Genomic DNA, 15851 nt, shown 5'->3' with positions numbered 1-15851 from the left:
GGTGTGATAAGGTCTATATAAGATCCATTTTTATTTAATTTATGGGCCCAATTTGAGTGTTAATCTGATCAGCCTGCTGACACAGCAGGGCGAATCCGCACAGCAACCCCGGTATCTGACACTGACCCGTCAGATTCAGCAGGCGATTTTGCAGGGCTATCTGCCGGCCGGATATCGCCTCCCCGCGACCCGTGAACTGGCGCAGCAGTTGGGAATTGCAAGAAACACGGTTAAAGCCGCCTATGAGATATTGCTGGCGGAAGGCTATCTGCAGAGTCGGGTCGGAGCGGGTAGTTTTGTCGCTGAGTTGCCTGACGAACTGCTGCAGAAATTTACCTCGCCCGCGAAACCGGAGGTAGATATCCGGGTCTCCGGATACGCGGCGCAGTTTCTGCAGTTACCGGCACTGAATCCGGATCAGCGTCGTCTGCTGCAACCGGCAGTGCCGGCACTGGATGAGTTTCCGCAGAACGCATGGAAACGCTGTCTGGGGGCTGCGGCCAGCCAGCCGGCATTGAGCTCAGTTAATCCGGCCGGGGATCCGGGGTTGCGCCGGGAGATCGCAGAATTTTTGCTTCGTGAGCGGGGTATTTTCGCCGATCCGGCACAGATTCTGATTACCTCCGGCTCGCAGCAGGGAGCGTATATGGTGGCTCAGCTACTGACCGATCCTGCCGATCCGGTAGTGCTGGAAACACCGGGCTTTCCCGGTACTGCAGGGGCTTTCCGCAGCAATGGCTGTGATCTGCAGATGGTGGAGCTGGATCCGCTGCCCGACTCACTGCCTGCTGCCCGCCTGCTGGGGCTGACGCCAACACGTAACTTTCCGCTGGGGCACACACTGTCACTGGAGGGGCGACTGGCGCTGATCAACTGGGCAGAGAAAAATAACAGTTGGATTCTGGAAGACGACTATGATTCCGAGTTTGCGCTGGGCAGGCCGGTATCGGCACTGTATTCGATCAGTAAAAGCCAGCGGGTGATCTACGCCGGAACCTTCAGTCGTTCCATGTACCCGGCACTGCGTCTGGGTTATCTGGTTCTGCCGGAACGGCTCTGTGAGCTGTTTGTTAAGGCACGGCGGTTCATGGACGGTGGATTGTCTCAGGTCGCTCAGGTCGCCATGGCTGAGTTTATGCGTCAGGGCTATTTCGCCCGGCATCTGAAAAAAATGCGCAAACTCTATGCACACAAGCGGCAACGGCTGGAGAAGCTGATTGCTGAGAGTGCGTTGAGCCAGCTACCCGTTCTGGATACGCCGGGAGGGATGCACATGGTGCTCGGGCTGCCAGCAGAGCGCGATGAAGCGGAGCTGATCCGGCAACTCAATGCCTCAGGTCTTGGGGTACGGGGGTTGTCTGGTTACTGCGAAGCCGGAGCGGGCTACCAGGGGTTGGTGATCGGCTACTGTGCGGACAGCGAGGCCGGGATGGCGTCCGGGCTGGCGCTGATAGAGCGCCACCTGCTGGCCGGAGGGGCGCTGTCAGGGAGCAGGGGATGAGCCGCCGGCTTCCTGCTTAAGTTGATTAATCCACTGTTTAATCTCTCCGAGTGTGCGGTACATCCAGTCTTCATCCACTTCGCCGGGACGCATATCCGGCTGCTGGGAGGCCAGTGCCGGGTCACAACTGTATTGCTGGTTGCGCCCGCCGTTCAGGCAATAACTGTCCTGATCAGATGCCGGCTGCCCGGAAGGCTCTGCTGACGGATTGCTGCTGCAGCCTGAGACAAGCAGGAGCACCAGTAGCGGGGTAGAAATTATCATCCTGATATTCATGGCGTTGACACCGGATTATTGCCTGAGGCTCTATCAGCTTAGCTGTTTAAGCGGCGCTCAGGTAAAGAATTCGCCTGCAGCCGGCTAATAAGGTTAGGGGGCCGCAGCGGTATAGGCTAAAATAGGGCTCTTTCTGAATTGTCTCCGCAGTCTTGTCATGACCACATTTGCCTCCTTAGATCTTTGCCCTGAACTACAAACCACCCTGCAGCAGCTGGGTTATGAAAAGCCAACGCCGATACAGGCCAAAGCGATTCCTCTGGTACTGCAGGGCCGGGATCTGTTGGCTGAAGCACAGACCGGAACCGGTAAAACCGCCAGTTTCTCTTTGCCTCTGATTGAGCAGTTGCAACGTTCACCTAATACTCAGGAGCCGCGACCGGTCCGGGTGCTGGTGCTGGCCCCGACCCGGGAACTGACCCAGCAGGTGGCGGAGATGATGCAGCGTTATGGCCGGGCTTTAGGCATGCGGGCGATTGCTGTGTTTGGTGGGGTGCGGCTGGAAAATCAGTGCCGTAAGCTGGAACGGGGTGTGGATATTCTGGTGGCGACGCCCGGGCGTCTTCTGGAACTGCTTGATAAAAAATACCTCCATCTGGATCAGTTGCAGCATCTGGTTCTGGATGAGGCGGACCGGATGCTCGATCTGGGTTTCTCAGACGCTCTGCAACGCATTATGCGCTATGTGCCTGAACAGCGTCAGACTCTGCTGTTTTCTGCGACGGCTGATGAAGCGATTGAAGCATTGGCCGGCAATTACCTGAAGCGGCCGGAGAAGGTGCGCGTCGCGGCGCGGAACTCCGCGTCACGTCAGGTCGAACAATATGCCTATCAGGTGGATAACGGCGACAAGGCCGACATACTCAGTTACATGATCCGTGAGGGTAAGCTGGGACAGACACTGGTGTTTGCCCGCACAAAAAAACGGGTGGACAGCCTGGTTCAGTATCTGCGCCGGGAAAAGATCAATGCCGGTGCGATGCATGGTGATCTGAGCCAGCGTGAGCGTAGCGAAGCGTTGCAGGCGTTTATTAATGGCCAGTTACAGATTCTGGTAGCGACCGATGTGGCTGCACGAGGGTTGGATATCGATGCCCTGCCTCAGGTGATTAACTATGATCTGCCGAACCAGCCAGAGGCTTATGTTCACCGGATTGGTCGTACCGGCCGGGCCGGTGAAAGCGGACGTGCCTACTCGCTGGTTTCTGCGGATGAACGTGACTTTCTGCGCAGGATCGAGGCACTGACCCGGCAGAGATTAACGCTGACGTCGGTTCCCCTGATCGAAAATGGTCACTGGCACGAAGCCCAGCCAGCGGTGGTGCAAAAGCCCAAACGTGCCCCCAAACCTGATCCGAAAGCGACGCGTAAGCCTAAGCCAGAGGGGTATCAGGCTGACCGTACACAGCGGGCAGTGCGGCCCTCTTTATTCAAAAAATAGCGATGTGGCGGGTTATTGATCAAATAGCGCCGTCGCGGGCCCTGCTTTATGCCATCTGATTGATGCCTGAAACGGGGAAGCGGTTTATTCGTCAGCGCTGTTTTCTTTTGCCGACTGTTTTTGTTCGGCGATCCAGACCTTCAGTTCGCCCAGCGTGCGGTACATCCACTCTTCATCAACCTCGGTCTCGCGCATATCTGCCGGGGCCAGTTGCTGTTTCTGTTCACAGCTATATTCGTAGGTGCGGCCACCGTTATAACAGTAGCTCTGCTCAGCGACGGCAGGCTGTGGCGCTTCACGCTGAATAAACGGCACCTCAACACAGCCGGCAAGCAGCAGAGGCAATAGAATCAGTGGTCGGTGGCGTAACATCATTGTCTGAGGAATCGTCCTGAAATGAGACGAAAATAGTGCCTGAATCCGTTGCATTTAGCAATCGGCCAGACAAAGCCCGGAGCGGCAGACCGTCCGGGCAGTGCGCTTCAGAGGAACGGTTTGAAGCGGTCATCCAGCGGGGTGTCGGCGAGATGATTAACGTAGTTACTGATCACTTTCTGTGACAGACCCAGAATGATCTCCAGTAGCTGCTTAGGGCCATAGCCTGCGGCATAGAAAGCCTCTACTTCAGCGGCAGGTACATTACCCCGGCCACGAACTACCGACAGGGTCATATCATGCAGTGCCTGCAGTTTTGCATTCGGCATTGGTTCGCGGTTACGCAGGGCAGCGGTGAGTGATTCATCGACCTGCATTGCTTTGGCGATGGCAGCGTGTGCCGGAACGCAATAGTGACATTCGTGTTCAACGTTGATGGTCTGCCAGACGACGGTCAGCTCCTCTTTGCTGAAGGAGGTCTGCTGAAACTTCTGATGCAGAATCTGATAGGACTCCAGCAGTTCGGGTGATTCTGCCATGATGCCATGCAGTCCCGGAATCAGACCAAATCCCTTGATTGAGTTATCCAGCAGCGGGCGGCTGGCTTCCGGTGCGCTGTCGTAAGTATGTACTTTCAGGTTGTTCATCTGTGTATGTTTCCTTTGTTGATCGAGTGCTCAATATTGGCGAGCATATTTGTATTTGATCGATTGATCAAGTTAAAATTGATCACATGTTCAAAAAAGGAGCGGATCATGGTTAATGTGGCTAAGTACGATCGTGAGGCGGTGATTCGTCAGGCGATGCTGTTGTTCTGGGAGAAGGGCTTCTATGCCACTTCAACCCGTGACCTGCAGCAAACCATTAATCTGCGCCCGGGCAGTTTCTATGCCGCGTTTGGCAGCAAGGAATCCCTGTTTCGTGAGGCGTTGCGCTGCTATGCGGGTGAGTCGCGCAGTTTTTTGCGACAGAAAGTGGCGGAGCATGATTCCGTGGTGGAAGGGCTGAAGGCGTTTATCCGCGGTGTTGTACTGGAACGGCGCGAGCAGGCGCCTAGCGATCTTTGTATGCTGGTGAAAACGGTTGCTGAGCTGAATGCAGAACAGCAGGAGCTGCTGGAAGAGGGGCGCGCACTGCTGGCCGCTACCGAGGAGGAAATTGCCCGTTTACTGCATCAGGCTCAGGCGAATAATGAGATCAGTGCCGCTCTGGATGCAGAACAACTGGCCAGTGAAGTGATGGTGCAGATGATGGGGCTGAGAAGTTATCTGCGCAGCAGCCAGAACAGTACCGCTGTGGCGGGGCTGATTGATCAGTTGTTTGCCGCATGGCAGGCATAACGCTCGTCGCGGGTGGATTACATTTCCAGCGACGCAACGTATAATAAGCGCCCTTTAAATTTCAGCGGCAGGACTGAATATGGCAGATAAACTGGAATGGGAACCGGCCGCGCAGGCGCGGGTGGATGCGGCTCCTTTTTTTGTGCGTAAACTGATTCGCCACAAGGTGGAAAAAGCAGCCCGTCAGCAGGGACTTAGCCTGATTACTGAAGCACTGCTGGATCAGGTCAAGCAGAAACAGATGGATAAGCCTGACAACTAATCTCAGTACGTTACGGAGTGCTGGGTGATTCTCTGTGCCAGTTGAACCCGGTTACGCCCCTCCTCTTTGGCCTGATACATGGCCCGGTCCGCACGTTTCACGGCGGGCTGAATATCTACTTCGCTGCGCCGCCAGGTCGTTACCCCAAAGCTGGCGGTGAGATGAACCGTTTCACCATTCTCATTGATTTTGAAGGCTTCAATTTCGCTGCGTAAGCGCTCGGCCAGCTCCATGGCCGCATGGGTATTGGTTTCCGGTAGTAACAGGACAAACTCTTCACCACCATGACGGCAGAGACTGTCGATATTGCGCAGGCAGCTTTCCAGCAGGCGGGCGATGCTTACCAGTACCCGATCGCCAAAATGGTGGCCGTACTGATCGTTGATCTGCTTGAAATGGTCAATGTCGAGCAGAATCAGAGAGAACTCCCGGCCGTAACGAAGGGCGCGTTCAATTTCCAGTACCGCCTGATCTTCAAAAGCCCGTCGGTTCATGACCCGGGTCAGGGGATCGGTGCTGGCCAGTTCCAGTAACTGGGCTTCCGCCTGTCTGCGGGCATCGATCTCCTGTTCAAGATCGGCTGTACGTTCGGTTACCCGCTGCTCCAGATGATGGTGTGCTTCCTGCAGTTCTACATCACGTCGGGATATGCGCCGGTTCATGCTGTTGATATGTTCTGATATGAGTCTCAGTTCATCCTGCTGTTCGTCCCGGATAACAACGCTGTAGTCACCGTCGGCGCTGCGCTCAAGGGTGGAGATAATGCGGAAGATGCGCTGCAGTATCCAGCGGTCAAACAGGAAGGAAACAAGCAGGAAGGCGAGGCCGAGCAGAATCAGGGTTATCAGCGAACTGATGCCAAGAAATTTCTGCATAAACTGATCCACCGGTGACAGGTTAAACTGGCTGTGAATGGTCAGGTAATCCGCACTATGCAGGTTCGAGCGTTGCAGGTCCGCCCGGCTGTAGTAATTGATCCGTTCATTCTCCTCAATCTGCACAAAACCGGTGAGCGGAGGTTCAGGCAGCAGGGCTTTCTGAATGGCCGGTGTATCGTTCAGGAACGGGTAGGCCGCATAGTTATTGACCAGATAGATGTTGATCTTCTCCAGCAGTGGCGTGCTGTGACTCAGTTCGGTGAAAAAATCTCCGAACATAAACTCGACATAGCGCGGAGAGTGAGTGCGGCTGAGGTACTTCCTGACATCGTAGGAGACCTCAAGAATGTAATCCGATCCCAGCGGGGCGTAGTAGGCGTAAATCTGCAGGATTCCGGTTTTTGAAGAGACATTAATCCGGTCTACTTCGATCCGGCCAGTGCCGTAGAGTTTATTCAGATAAGCGTTAAAGGGATCGGAAATGGTACCCAGCTGAAAATTCAGATCGGGCTGGAAATTAGTCGCGACCACCCGGGTTGAGCGATCGATAATGTAGATGGCATCAACACCCAGCCGGCGAGAGAGGTTATCAAGCCGTTCGGCATTCCACTGGTCCGGATCGAAAGGTGTGGAGAAAACCTCCTCTTCCAACTGACTCAGTGATCTGCGGGCATGTTTGTGCAGCGCCCGTTCATCATCGGCGATTAGTTCATCGAACAGCTTAAAGCGTTCGTGTATCTGTTGGTGTACATGGTCAACCTGTTGCTCAAGTCGTTTTTCCAGCTCCAGATCGGCGACCAGAAGCAGGGTGACACTGAGGATCAGACCAACGCCGATCACAGATAGCGTGATCAGCAGACTTAAAAGACGTTTCACAGCATTCAGATCTTGTTTTTATTATCTCTCGCACTATACCGGAAAATGACCCTATTTCTTTTGTACCTTTGTCTAGGCTGTCGAAAAGAGAGGTGGATAAGCGCATAAAAAGGTGCCCGAGCCGGCGTCTGAGAAAAAGTAGCCCACAGTTGGAACGAGGGATTTTTTGCCTGTCAACAGAAACCTGATGGTTGGGTAAGGAAAATTTATAATTTATTTAACTTATTGATTTTAAATGAATTTATTATTTTGTGTGTGAATGATGCAGTTTAAGTCAGGGCCAGTAATAATGGGGCCTATAGCCATCTGCCCCAATATTATTCACTAACTTATCCACAGAAATCGGGGATAACCGGGGAAGCCCTTAAACGCTGTGCTCTGCAGCGATATTTTAGTTTTGCACAGGCCGGGACCGGAGCCTCACCGATCCCGGACGGGGCCGGAAAATCAGGATTCGGCTTTCACCGGAGTCAGGTTCTGGGCCAGTACCTCCTCACCAAACCAGCTCAGGTTTTCGTGCAGTTCAACTACCTCCCCGACAATGATCAGTGCCGGTGCCGGCAGTTGGGCCTGCTCCTGCAGCGCGGGCAGGGTCGCCAGGGTACCGGTCAGTACCTTCTGGTCGGCAGAGGTGCCTCTGGAAACGATCGCGGCCGGGGTATCGGCAGGTTTACCATGCTCGATCATGCTGGCGCTGAGTTGTGGCAGGGTGTGCAACCCCATATAAAACACCAGCGTCTGGTTTGGGTGTACCAGCTCGGCAAAGTTGAGGTCGGTGGTACGGTTTTTCAGTTGGCCGGTAACAAATTTTACTGACTGAGCGTAATTGCGGTGGGTCAGGGGGATGCCCGCATAAGTGGAGCAGGCGCTCGCTGCGGTGATACCCGGCACCACCTGAAACGGGATATTGTGCTGTTTCAGGGTTTGTAACTCTTCTCCGCCACGGCCAAATATAAACGGATCACCCCCCTTCAGGCGGACAACCCGGCGACCGGCTTTGGCATGTTCAACCAGCAGGTTGTTGATTCCCTCCTGAGGCAGCGCATGATTATCCCGCTTTTTACCGACAAAGATCAGATCGGCATCCCGACGACAAAGGTCGAGCACCGCTTCCGAGACCAGTGCATCGTAGAGCACCACATCGGCCTGCTGCATCAGACGCAGCGCTTTGAAGGTCAGTAGTTCAGGGTCGCCCGGGCCGCCGCCAATCAGATAGACTTCGCCAACCTGCTTCTGCGGGTCTTCTCCGGTCAGCTTTTCGCTGATCAGTTGCACGGCCTCTTCACTGCGCCCGGCAAACACCTTCTCGGCAATCTGTCCCTGCAGCACGTTTTCCCAGAAAGCGCGGCGCTGGTTAACGCTGCTGAAGGTCTGTTTAACCTGATCGCGGAACTGGTTGGCGATACTGGCCAGTTTGCCGTAGGACTTGGGAATCCAGGTTTCCAGCCGTGCCCGCAGTAACCGGGCCAGTACCGGAGCACTGCCGCCGGAAGACACGCCGATAACCACCGGAGAGCGATCAACGATAGCCGGGAACACAAAGGTGCAGAGTTTTGGGCTGTCGACCACATTTACCGGGATATGGCGTTTGACTGCATCATAATGGACCCGCTCATTCAGGGGGGTGTCATCCGTGGCGGCGATGACCAGCATTTTTCCTTCCAGCAAGGCGCTGTGATATTCGCCGATAATGGCGCTGCCCTGATGCTCATCCAGCATCTGCTGCAGTTCATCGCAGATCCGGTGGGAGACGACGGTCACCCGCGCACCGGAACGACATAGCAGACGTGCTTTGCGGAGCGCTACGTTACCGCCACCGACCAGCAATACATCCTGTTCAGTGAGCTTAAAAAACAAAGGTAGATAGTCCACAGGCATTCTCTCCAGACGAGCTAACCAGACATCGGGGTCGGGTTAAAAGATGATTCGATATAATGCAATGTCATTATGCAACGGTTGTGCCTTGATGACAGCTATTGTGTTGTTTGCACAGGCCCTGTATTCAGCCGCTGCAGCCGACTTTGAATGTTCTCAGTTTAACAGTTGGGCACTGTTTTGGCGCGCAGGGCAGGGGCTGCCCGAATCTGGTGCACGCGCGGCAGGTGTGATGGCGACCGGCTAAAAAAGATGCGGCCCGACACGGCAGTGGCTGACCGGGTTATCCGGTTAGTTGCTGCAGTGGCAGGCCGCTGGGTCTCCTGTTGAAGCGCTCTTCCTGACCGCTTCAGTGGGGCTGCTTACAGTTGGGTATGCAGACCGCACTCACGGTTTTCGATCGCTTTCGTCGGATCGAAGTAGTCGTGTTCGTTTGGCAGGTTATGCTCCGCCAGATAGTTTTCCAGATCCTGTTCGGTCCAGTTATACAGAGGAGCAACCTTGATGATGCCGTCTTTGCTGCTGCTGACGATCTCCATGTTCTGACGGAACTCTGTCTGATCTTTACGGATCGCATTCAGCCACAGATCAGGTTTCAGCTCAGCCAGAGCACGCTGGAACGGTTCCAGTTTAACCTGACGGGTAAACTCTTCGTGCAGCGGCTCGTCCACTTCCGGGATACCTTTCATCAGCACATTCCGGCGCGCCGAGGTCATCTGCGGAATATAAGTGTCCACATTCAGGTTCAGATCCTGAATGACTTTCTCGGCAAAGCGGTAGGTAGCTGAGGTGTTATAACCGGAGTCTACCCACAGCACTTTGATGTCCGGGTTAACCTGAACGGCCATATGCAGGATGACCGCTTCATAAGGACGGAAGTTTGTGGTCACCAGTGGCTTTTCGGAGTTAGCCAGAGCCCAGGCGATAATCTCCTGTGGCGTTTTGTCTTTCAGTTCAGCGTTTGCTGCTGCCAGATCGATACTCATTGCACTGACTCCTGTTGCTTACTGGTGGTATACCGCGCGAACCTGATCGGCAGCGCTCTGATAGTAGTTGCTGACTTCTGTGAAGGCGCTCAGCATCTCCGGGCGATAAACTTCGTCGGCAATCTGGATTGCGGTGAATCCGCAACGTTCCATATAAGCCAGACGGTCGCGGCCGATATCACCGGTAGCACGCAGTTCGCCCTGATAGCCTGCACGTACCAGCAGGCGGGCGATGCTGAAACCACGACCATCACGGAATGCCGGGAAATCGACAGCGATCAGCGGGAACTGCTCAGCCATCTCCAGTACGGTATTGAGGTCATCATCACCGTTCACCAGCAGGCCGGTCTGGCCTTCACGGCTGTTCAGTTCGGCCTGATTTTCCAGATACAGGGCCAGCGGTACGATAATGTCGCCGCTCTGCTGCAGGGTTTCTTCGTCAACCAGTGTCCAGTTGTCGCTGACAACTTCACGATTAATGAGCAGGGGCATATACGTACTCCTTGAATGGATCCAGACCAATACGGCGGAAGGTGTCGATGAATCGCTCGTTTTCAAAACGGTTGTTCACATACACTTCAATTACTTTCTGCAGGGTATCTGCAACTTCATCGGCAGCGACAGCTTTACCGATTACTTTACCCAGCGCGGCTTCGGAACCGTCGTCACCACCCAGGGTGATCTGGTACCAGTCTTCACCTTTCTTATCCACACCCAGAATACCGATGTGGCCCACATGGTGGTGGGAGCAGGCGTTGATACAGCCAGACATGTTCAGTTTCAGATCGCCCAGATCATGGACGTAGTCCATATCTTCAAACTTCTGGTTGATCTGATCGGCGATACCCAGCGTCTTGGCATTCGCCAGAGCACAGAAATCGCCACCCGGGCAAACGGTCATATCGGTCAGGGTACCGATGTTCGGGCGGGCCAGATCAGCGTTCGCCAGTACCTGCCAGACGGCATAGAGATCTGCGTTGCGAACATCGGCAAGTACCAGATTCTGGTTGTGAGTCGCGCGGACTTCACCGAAGCTGTATTTCTCAGCCAGATCCGCAACCAGATCCAACTGTTCTGCGGTGATATCACCGGCAGGTTTCAGGTAAGGCTTCAGGCTGACATAGGTGATGCGGTAACCGGCCTGTTTGTGCTCAACGGTGTTGCGCTCATACCAGATACGGAACGCTTCATCTTCCGCCAGTTTCTGCGCCAGGCTGGTATCCTCTGCGGCACTCTGGTCGTAGTCGAACGGGGTGAAGAAAGCCTTCACGCGATCTATTTCGCTCTGCGGCAGTTGCAGATCGGTTTCACGGATCTGTTCCCACTCGGCATCCACCAGTTCACGGAACTTATCAATACCCATCGCCTGTACCAGAATCTTGATACGGGCTTTGTATTTGTTGTCGCGTCGGCCGTTCAGGTTGTAAACGCGGATAATCGCTTCCAGGTAGGAAAGCAGGTCCTGTTTAGCCAGGAACGGACGGATCTGCTTGCCAATGACCGGGGTACGGCCCAGACCGCCACCGACCAGTACTTCAAAACCGACTTCACCGGCATCGTTCTTAACGATGTGCAGGCCGATGTCGTGAACCTGTGTCGCGGCACGGTCAGTCGGACCGGCAGAGATCGCGATCTTGAACTTACGTGGCAGGTAAGCAAATTCAGGGTGCAGGGAAGACCACTGGCGGATAATTTCGCAGTAAGGACGTGGATCTTCAATTTCGTCTGCAATCACACCCGCGAACTGATCGGTAGTGGTGTTACGGATACAGTTACCGGAGGTCTGGATTGCGTGCATCTGCACACTGGCCAGCTCTGCCAGAATATCCGGCACCTGCTCCAGCGCAGGCCAGTTAAACTGCAGATTGGTACGGGTAGTAAAGTGCGCATAACCCTTGTCATAAGTGCGGGCGATATGAGCCAGTTTGCGCAGCTGGGTAGAGTTGTACATGCCGTATGGGCCTGCAACGCGCAGCATCGGTGCATGACGCTGGACGTAAAGACCGTTCATCAGACGCAGGGCCAGAAAATCATCATCTGACAGCTCACCGGCCAGATAGCGACGGGTCTGGTCTCTGAATTGTTCAACGCGCTCATCAACCAGTTTCTGGTCGACTTCGTTATACTGATACATAACTAATTCCCTTGCCGGACCGGTTGTGGTCCGACACCTCACTTTTCGGGTTAACCTGCGATTACAAACCGCAGGCCGATGGCTAATAAAATGGATCCCATGATCGGTTGCATTACCTTGGGTGACAGTCGGGTGCCGATATGGCTGCCGACAAACACCCCGGGCAGGGAACCGAGCAACAGATAGATCAGCAGGTCAAAATCCACACTGCCCATCTGGTAGTGTCCGGCACCGGCGATGGAGGTCAGAACCACCGCATGTACCAGATCGGTGCCGACAATGGTCGGCATGCTCATCCGTGGATAGAGCAGAATCAACAGCGCTGTGCCCAGTGCACCGGCTCCCACCGAGGAGAGGGTGACCAGACAGCCAAGCACAAGGCCCATGGCTGTGGTCATCACCGGACGCCAGCGTCGGGCATGGCTGGCGGCGGTACTGTGCTGCCAGCGCATCGCCTGATTACGAATTTTATTACGCAGGAACACCGCTACTGATGTCAGGACCAGGGAGAAGCCCAGGGTCAGGTTCATCAGATGTTCGATCTGTTCCAGACCATCCAGTCCTTTCAGGTAACTGATGGTGATCAGGCTGCCGGGGATACTACCAAGCAGAAGTTGAATAACAACCTTCCACTCCACCAATTTTTTACGCGCGTAAGAGATCATGCCGCCGCATTTGGTGATGGCCGCGTACAACAGGTCGGTACTGACGGCGATAATTGGCGGGATGCCAAACACCACAATCAGGATTGGCGTCATCAGCGCACCACCACCAATACCGGTGAGGCCGACGATAAAGCCAACAACTAAGCCTGCAAAACTGTACGCAAGTTCCATGGGTAGACCTGTCCAAGAGTAAACTGGCGGCATAATAGAGCAGGTTTTATATAACTCAAAATAATAATTGGGAATCTGTTTATATCATTTTGTGTTAAGCGGGCCGGACGGCCGCTGCGCTATAGAATGTCGCTCTCTATATTTCTATAAGGAATAAAAAGCTAATTATATATTCTTTTGCGTTTTATTGGTAGGGCTGCGATAATGCGCCGCAATTATTTTGGATAGTTCTGTCCTGGCCTTTACGCGGCAGTTCCGAACCTTTTTATCGCAACAATTTAGAGTATTTCTGATGAGTGCCTTACCTGAACATCGTTTAACGCATCTCAAGCAACTTGAAGCTGAGAGTATTCATATCATTCGTGAAGTGGCTGCTGAGTTCGAAAACCCGGTAATGCTGTACTCCATCGGTAAAGACTCTGCGGTTATGCTGCATCTGGCGCGTAAAGCGTTTGCGCCGGGCAAGCCGCCGTTCCCGCTGATGCATGTGGACACCACCTGGAAATTCAAAGAGATGATCCAGTTCCGCGACAAGATGGCGAAAGAAGCGGGTATGGACCTGATTGTGCACATCAATCAGGAAGGTGTGGATATGGGCATTGGCCCGTTTACCCACGGTTCCTCCAAGCACACCGATATCATGAAAACTCAGGCGCTGAAGCAGGCGCTGGATAAACACCAGTTCGATGCCGCTTTTGGTGGCGCACGTCGTGATGAAGAGAAATCCCGTGCCAAAGAGCGTGTTTTCTCGTTCCGTGACCAGAACCACCGCTGGGATCCGAAAAGCCAGCGTCCTGAGCTCTGGAATGTTTTCAATACCCGTGTAGATAAGGGCGAGAGTATTCGTGTATTCCCGCTGTCCAACTGGACTGAACTGGATATCTGGCAGTACATCTACCTGGAAAATATCTCTATCGTACCGCTTTACTACTCCGCTAAACGTCCGGTTGTTGAACGTGACGGCATGCTGATCATGGTTGATGACGAGCGTATGCCGCTGAACGAAGGTGAAGTGCCTGAGATGAAGAGCGTGCGTTTCCGTACGCTGGGCTGCTACCCGCTGACCGGTGCCGTAGAGTCTGAAGCTGCGACACTGCCTGAAATCATTCAGGAGATGCTGCTGACGACCACGTCTGAGCGTCAGGGCCGTGCCATCGACCACGACAGCGCCGGTTCCATGGAGAAGAAAAAGATGGAAGGTTACTTCTAACGCTTTTTCGCTATTGGGGTGGTTTTATCTTTATGCCACCCGTTTTCGGTAAATTTACAGAATTAAGGCCCCGTTGCTGAGTGGCAGCCGGGCTCTCCTGAGGAGAAACAAATGAGTCACCAAAGTGATCTGATTGCAAACGATATCCAGGCGTACCTGCATCAGCATGAGAACAAAGAACTGCTGCGTTTCCTGACCTGCGGTAGCGTGGATGACGGTAAATCCACCCTGATCGGACGTTTGCTGCACGACTCAAAAATGATCTATGAAGATCAGCTTGCAGCCATTCAGAAGGATAACGAACGTGTAGGTAATGCCGGTGAAGAGCTGGATCTGGCACTGCTGGTAGATGGTCTTCAGGCCGAGCGCGAGCAGGGTATTACCATTGATGTGGCATACCGTTACTTCTCCACCGCCAAGCGTAAATTTATTATTGCTGACACCCCGGGCCATGAGCAGTACACCCGTAATATGGCGACCGGTGCTTCTACCTGTGATCTGGCGATTATCCTGATCGATGCCCGTCATGGAGTTCAGGTACAGACCAAACGTCACAGCTTTATCGTGTCTTTGCTGGGTATCAAACACACCATCGTTGCTATTAACAAGATGGATCTGGTGGATTTCAGCGAAGAACGCTTCGAGCAGATCAAAGCGGAATATCTGGAATTCTCCAAGCAGCTTGACCTGCCGGATATCCAGTTTGTGCCGATCTCTGCGCTGAAAGGCGACAACGTGGTTTCTCCATCGGAATCAATGAGCTGGTATCAGGGCGAGCCACTGATGGAAACGCTGGAAACCGTTCAGATCGCCAATGACCAGAACTTTGACGATCTGCGCTTCCCGGTGCAGTACGTTAACCGTCCAAACCTGGACTTCCGTGGTTACTGCGGCACCCTGACCTCCGGTATTGTTCGTCCGGGTGATGAGGTGACTGTATTGCCATCCGGTAAGTCCAGCAAAGTGAAGTCGATCGTGACCTACGAAGGCGAAATCGCTGAAGCGTTCCCGCCGATGGCTGTGACCCTGACTCTGGAAGATGAGATCGATATCTCCCGTGGCGATATGCTGGTACACAGCAAATCAGTCCCTGCGACTACCAGCCGTTTTGATGCGATGGTGGTATGGATGGCTGAAGCGCCGCTGCAGTCGGGTCGTCAGTACGAAGTTAAACTCAATACTACCCGGGTTGCCGGTGGTATCAGTAACGTTCGTCATCTGGTCGATGTCAACACACTGGAGCAGTCACCTGCTACGGGTCTGGCGCTGAATGAGATTGGTCGTTGCGAGATTACACTGGAGCGTCCTGTGGTGGCGGATGACTACCGCGATCACCACGGTACCGGCTCTTTCATCATCGTTGATCGTCTGACCAATGCCACCGTTGCGGCGGGTATGATCATCGAAGACAGCGTGGCTGAACTGAGTGATCTTGAAGGCCGTATCGTTTCTGAATCAGCGGTGACTGCCGGTGATCGTGCAATCCGCTTTGGTCAGCAGCCGGCGACAGTTGTGATCAGTGGTGGTGATGCCGCACAGCGTGCGACGCTGCTGTACAGTCTGGAACGGGTTCTGTTCGAACAGGGTCGTGCGGTTGCAGCCTTCAATCAGGCTCAGGTAGCCGGTGTTGAACTGGCAGCGCTGGGAACTCTGCTGGGTCAGGCGGGTCTTATCAGCCTGATCGAGGCGGAACAGCCGGCAGCCGATGCCATCAATCTGGAACTGGCTCAGTTGCCAGCCGAATCCGATGCTGCACGCCTGCAGGCAGCACTGGAACAGTTGCAATCACTGTAAACACGAACGGGGAGCTCCGGCTCCCCGCGCTTGTGCCAGATCAGGTTGACGCTATACCTAATCGTTT

Annotated in this window: 15 protein-coding genes; 6 read left to right on the top strand and 9 right to left on the bottom strand. The window is 54.1% G+C overall.

The features are described 5' to 3' along the window. Positions 1-52 precede the first annotated feature (52 nt). Positions 53-1501 carry a MocR-like pyridoxine biosynthesis transcription factor PdxR gene (pdxR, locus tag QUD59_RS03475; RefSeq protein ID WP_286239622.1) on the top strand — a complete coding sequence of 483 codons (1449 nt, stop codon included), beginning with the start codon at positions 53-55 and terminating at the stop codon, positions 1499-1501. On the opposite strand, the gene QUD59_RS03470 is transcribed toward pdxR, so the two are convergent. Beyond that, the gene (locus tag QUD59_RS03470) at positions 1484-1765 is read right to left on the bottom strand and encodes a hypothetical protein (RefSeq protein ID WP_286239620.1); all 282 of its coding nucleotides are present in this window, start codon (positions 1763-1765) and stop codon (positions 1484-1486) included. The genes pdxR and QUD59_RS03470 overlap by 18 nt on opposite strands. Positions 1766-1934: 169 nt before the next feature. Between QUD59_RS03470 and QUD59_RS03465 the strand changes: the two genes are divergently transcribed. Beyond that, the gene (locus tag QUD59_RS03465; protein WP_286239619.1) at positions 1935-3218 is read left to right on the top strand and encodes a DEAD/DEAH box helicase; all 1284 of its coding nucleotides are present in this window, start codon (positions 1935-1937) and stop codon (positions 3216-3218) included. Between the two features lie 84 nt (positions 3219-3302). Here the strand turns inward: QUD59_RS03465 and QUD59_RS03460 are convergent, their stop codons facing one another. Beyond that, positions 3303-3593 carry a hypothetical protein gene (locus tag QUD59_RS03460; RefSeq protein ID WP_286239617.1) on the bottom strand — a complete coding sequence of 97 codons (291 nt, stop codon included), beginning with the start codon at positions 3591-3593 and terminating at the stop codon, positions 3303-3305. Between the two features lie 107 nt (positions 3594-3700). Next, entirely contained in the window at positions 3701-4240 is a 540-nt protein-coding gene (locus tag QUD59_RS03455) for a carboxymuconolactone decarboxylase family protein (RefSeq protein ID WP_286239615.1), read from the bottom strand. A gap of 108 nt (positions 4241-4348) precedes the next feature. Between QUD59_RS03455 and QUD59_RS03450 the strand changes: the two genes are divergently transcribed. Continuing rightward, entirely contained in the window at positions 4349-4933 is a 585-nt protein-coding gene (locus tag QUD59_RS03450) for a TetR/AcrR family transcriptional regulator (protein ID WP_286239614.1), read from the top strand. Positions 4934-5012: 79 nt separating this feature from the next. Beyond that, positions 5013-5195, top strand: a complete 183-nt coding sequence (locus QUD59_RS03445) for a PCP reductase family protein (protein ID WP_286239613.1) — start codon at positions 5013-5015, stop codon at positions 5193-5195. Between the two features lie 2 nt (positions 5196-5197). Here QUD59_RS03445 and QUD59_RS03440 read toward each other — a convergent pair whose 3' ends face one another. The 6 genes from QUD59_RS03440 to QUD59_RS03415 form a co-directional block, all read right to left on the bottom strand. Further along, complete coding sequence (locus QUD59_RS03440) at positions 5198-6949, bottom strand: diguanylate cyclase (protein ID WP_286239612.1); 1752 nt, start codon at positions 6947-6949, stop codon at positions 5198-5200. Positions 6950-7396: 447 nt separating this feature from the next. Continuing rightward, complete coding sequence (gene cysG / locus QUD59_RS03435) at positions 7397-8821, bottom strand: siroheme synthase CysG (RefSeq protein ID WP_286239611.1); 1425 nt, start codon at positions 8819-8821, stop codon at positions 7397-7399. 365 nt (positions 8822-9186) lie between these two features. Beyond that, entirely contained in the window at positions 9187-9810 is a 624-nt protein-coding gene (locus QUD59_RS03430) for a phosphoadenosine phosphosulfate reductase domain-containing protein (RefSeq protein WP_286239609.1), read from the bottom strand. Between the two features lie 18 nt (positions 9811-9828). Continuing rightward, positions 9829-10302, bottom strand: a complete 474-nt coding sequence (locus QUD59_RS03425) for a DUF934 domain-containing protein (protein ID WP_286239608.1) — start codon at positions 10300-10302, stop codon at positions 9829-9831. Further along, on the bottom strand, positions 10286-11944 hold the full coding sequence (locus tag QUD59_RS03420) for a nitrite/sulfite reductase (RefSeq protein WP_286239606.1): 1659 nt from the start codon (positions 11942-11944) through the stop codon (positions 10286-10288). Before QUD59_RS03420 ends, QUD59_RS03425 begins: the two co-directional genes overlap by 17 nt. 50 nt (positions 11945-11994) lie before the next feature. Continuing rightward, entirely contained in the window at positions 11995-12780 is a 786-nt protein-coding gene (locus tag QUD59_RS03415; protein WP_286239605.1) for a sulfite exporter TauE/SafE family protein, read from the bottom strand. Between the two features lie 292 nt (positions 12781-13072). Here QUD59_RS03415 and cysD point away from each other — a divergent pair, with 292 nt between their 5' ends. Further along, on the top strand, positions 13073-13990 hold the full coding sequence (cysD, locus tag QUD59_RS03410) for a sulfate adenylyltransferase subunit CysD (protein WP_286239604.1): 918 nt from the start codon (positions 13073-13075) through the stop codon (positions 13988-13990). A 111-nt stretch (positions 13991-14101) separates the two neighbouring features. After that, entirely contained in the window at positions 14102-15784 is a 1683-nt protein-coding gene (gene cysN, locus QUD59_RS03405; RefSeq protein WP_286239602.1) for a sulfate adenylyltransferase subunit CysN, read from the top strand. Positions 15785-15851 lie beyond the last annotated feature (67 nt).

It is taken from the genome of Neptuniibacter halophilus, from assembly GCF_030295765.1.
GTDB lineage: Bacteria > Pseudomonadota > Gammaproteobacteria > Pseudomonadales > Balneatricaceae > Neptuniibacter > Neptuniibacter halophilus.
The sequence above is the reverse complement of the archived record's forward strand: the minus strand, read 5'-3'. Positions and strand labels throughout refer to the sequence as shown.

Coding starts and splice junctions, on each gene's coding strand:
- QUD59_RS03470 (WP_286239620.1), bottom strand. CDS start 1,765: ATGATAATTTCTACCCCGCTACTGGTGCTCCTGCTTGTCTCAGGCTGC.
- QUD59_RS03465 (WP_286239619.1), top strand. CDS start 1,935: ATGACCACATTTGCCTCCTTAGATCTTTGCCCTGAACTACAAACCACC.
- QUD59_RS03460 (WP_286239617.1), bottom strand. CDS start 3,593: ATGATGTTACGCCACCGACCACTGATTCTATTGCCTCTGCTGCTTGCC.
- QUD59_RS03455 (WP_286239615.1), bottom strand. CDS start 4,240: ATGAACAACCTGAAAGTACATACTTACGACAGCGCACCGGAAGCCAGC.
- QUD59_RS03450 (WP_286239614.1), top strand. CDS start 4,349: ATGGTTAATGTGGCTAAGTACGATCGTGAGGCGGTGATTCGTCAGGCG.
- QUD59_RS03445 (WP_286239613.1), top strand. CDS start 5,013: ATGGCAGATAAACTGGAATGGGAACCGGCCGCGCAGGCGCGGGTGGAT.
- QUD59_RS03430 (WP_286239609.1), bottom strand. CDS start 9,810: ATGAGTATCGATCTGGCAGCAGCAAACGCTGAACTGAAAGACAAAACG.
- QUD59_RS03425 (WP_286239608.1), bottom strand. CDS start 10,302: ATGCCCCTGCTCATTAATCGTGAAGTTGTCAGCGACAACTGGACACTG.
- QUD59_RS03420 (WP_286239606.1), bottom strand. CDS start 11,944: ATGTATCAGTATAACGAAGTCGACCAGAAACTGGTTGATGAGCGCGTT.
- QUD59_RS03415 (WP_286239605.1), bottom strand. CDS start 12,780: ATGGAACTTGCGTACAGTTTTGCAGGCTTAGTTGTTGGCTTTATCGTC.
- cysD (WP_286239604.1), top strand. CDS start 13,073: ATGAGTGCCTTACCTGAACATCGTTTAACGCATCTCAAGCAACTTGAA.
- cysN (WP_286239602.1), top strand. CDS start 14,102: ATGAGTCACCAAAGTGATCTGATTGCAAACGATATCCAGGCGTACCTG.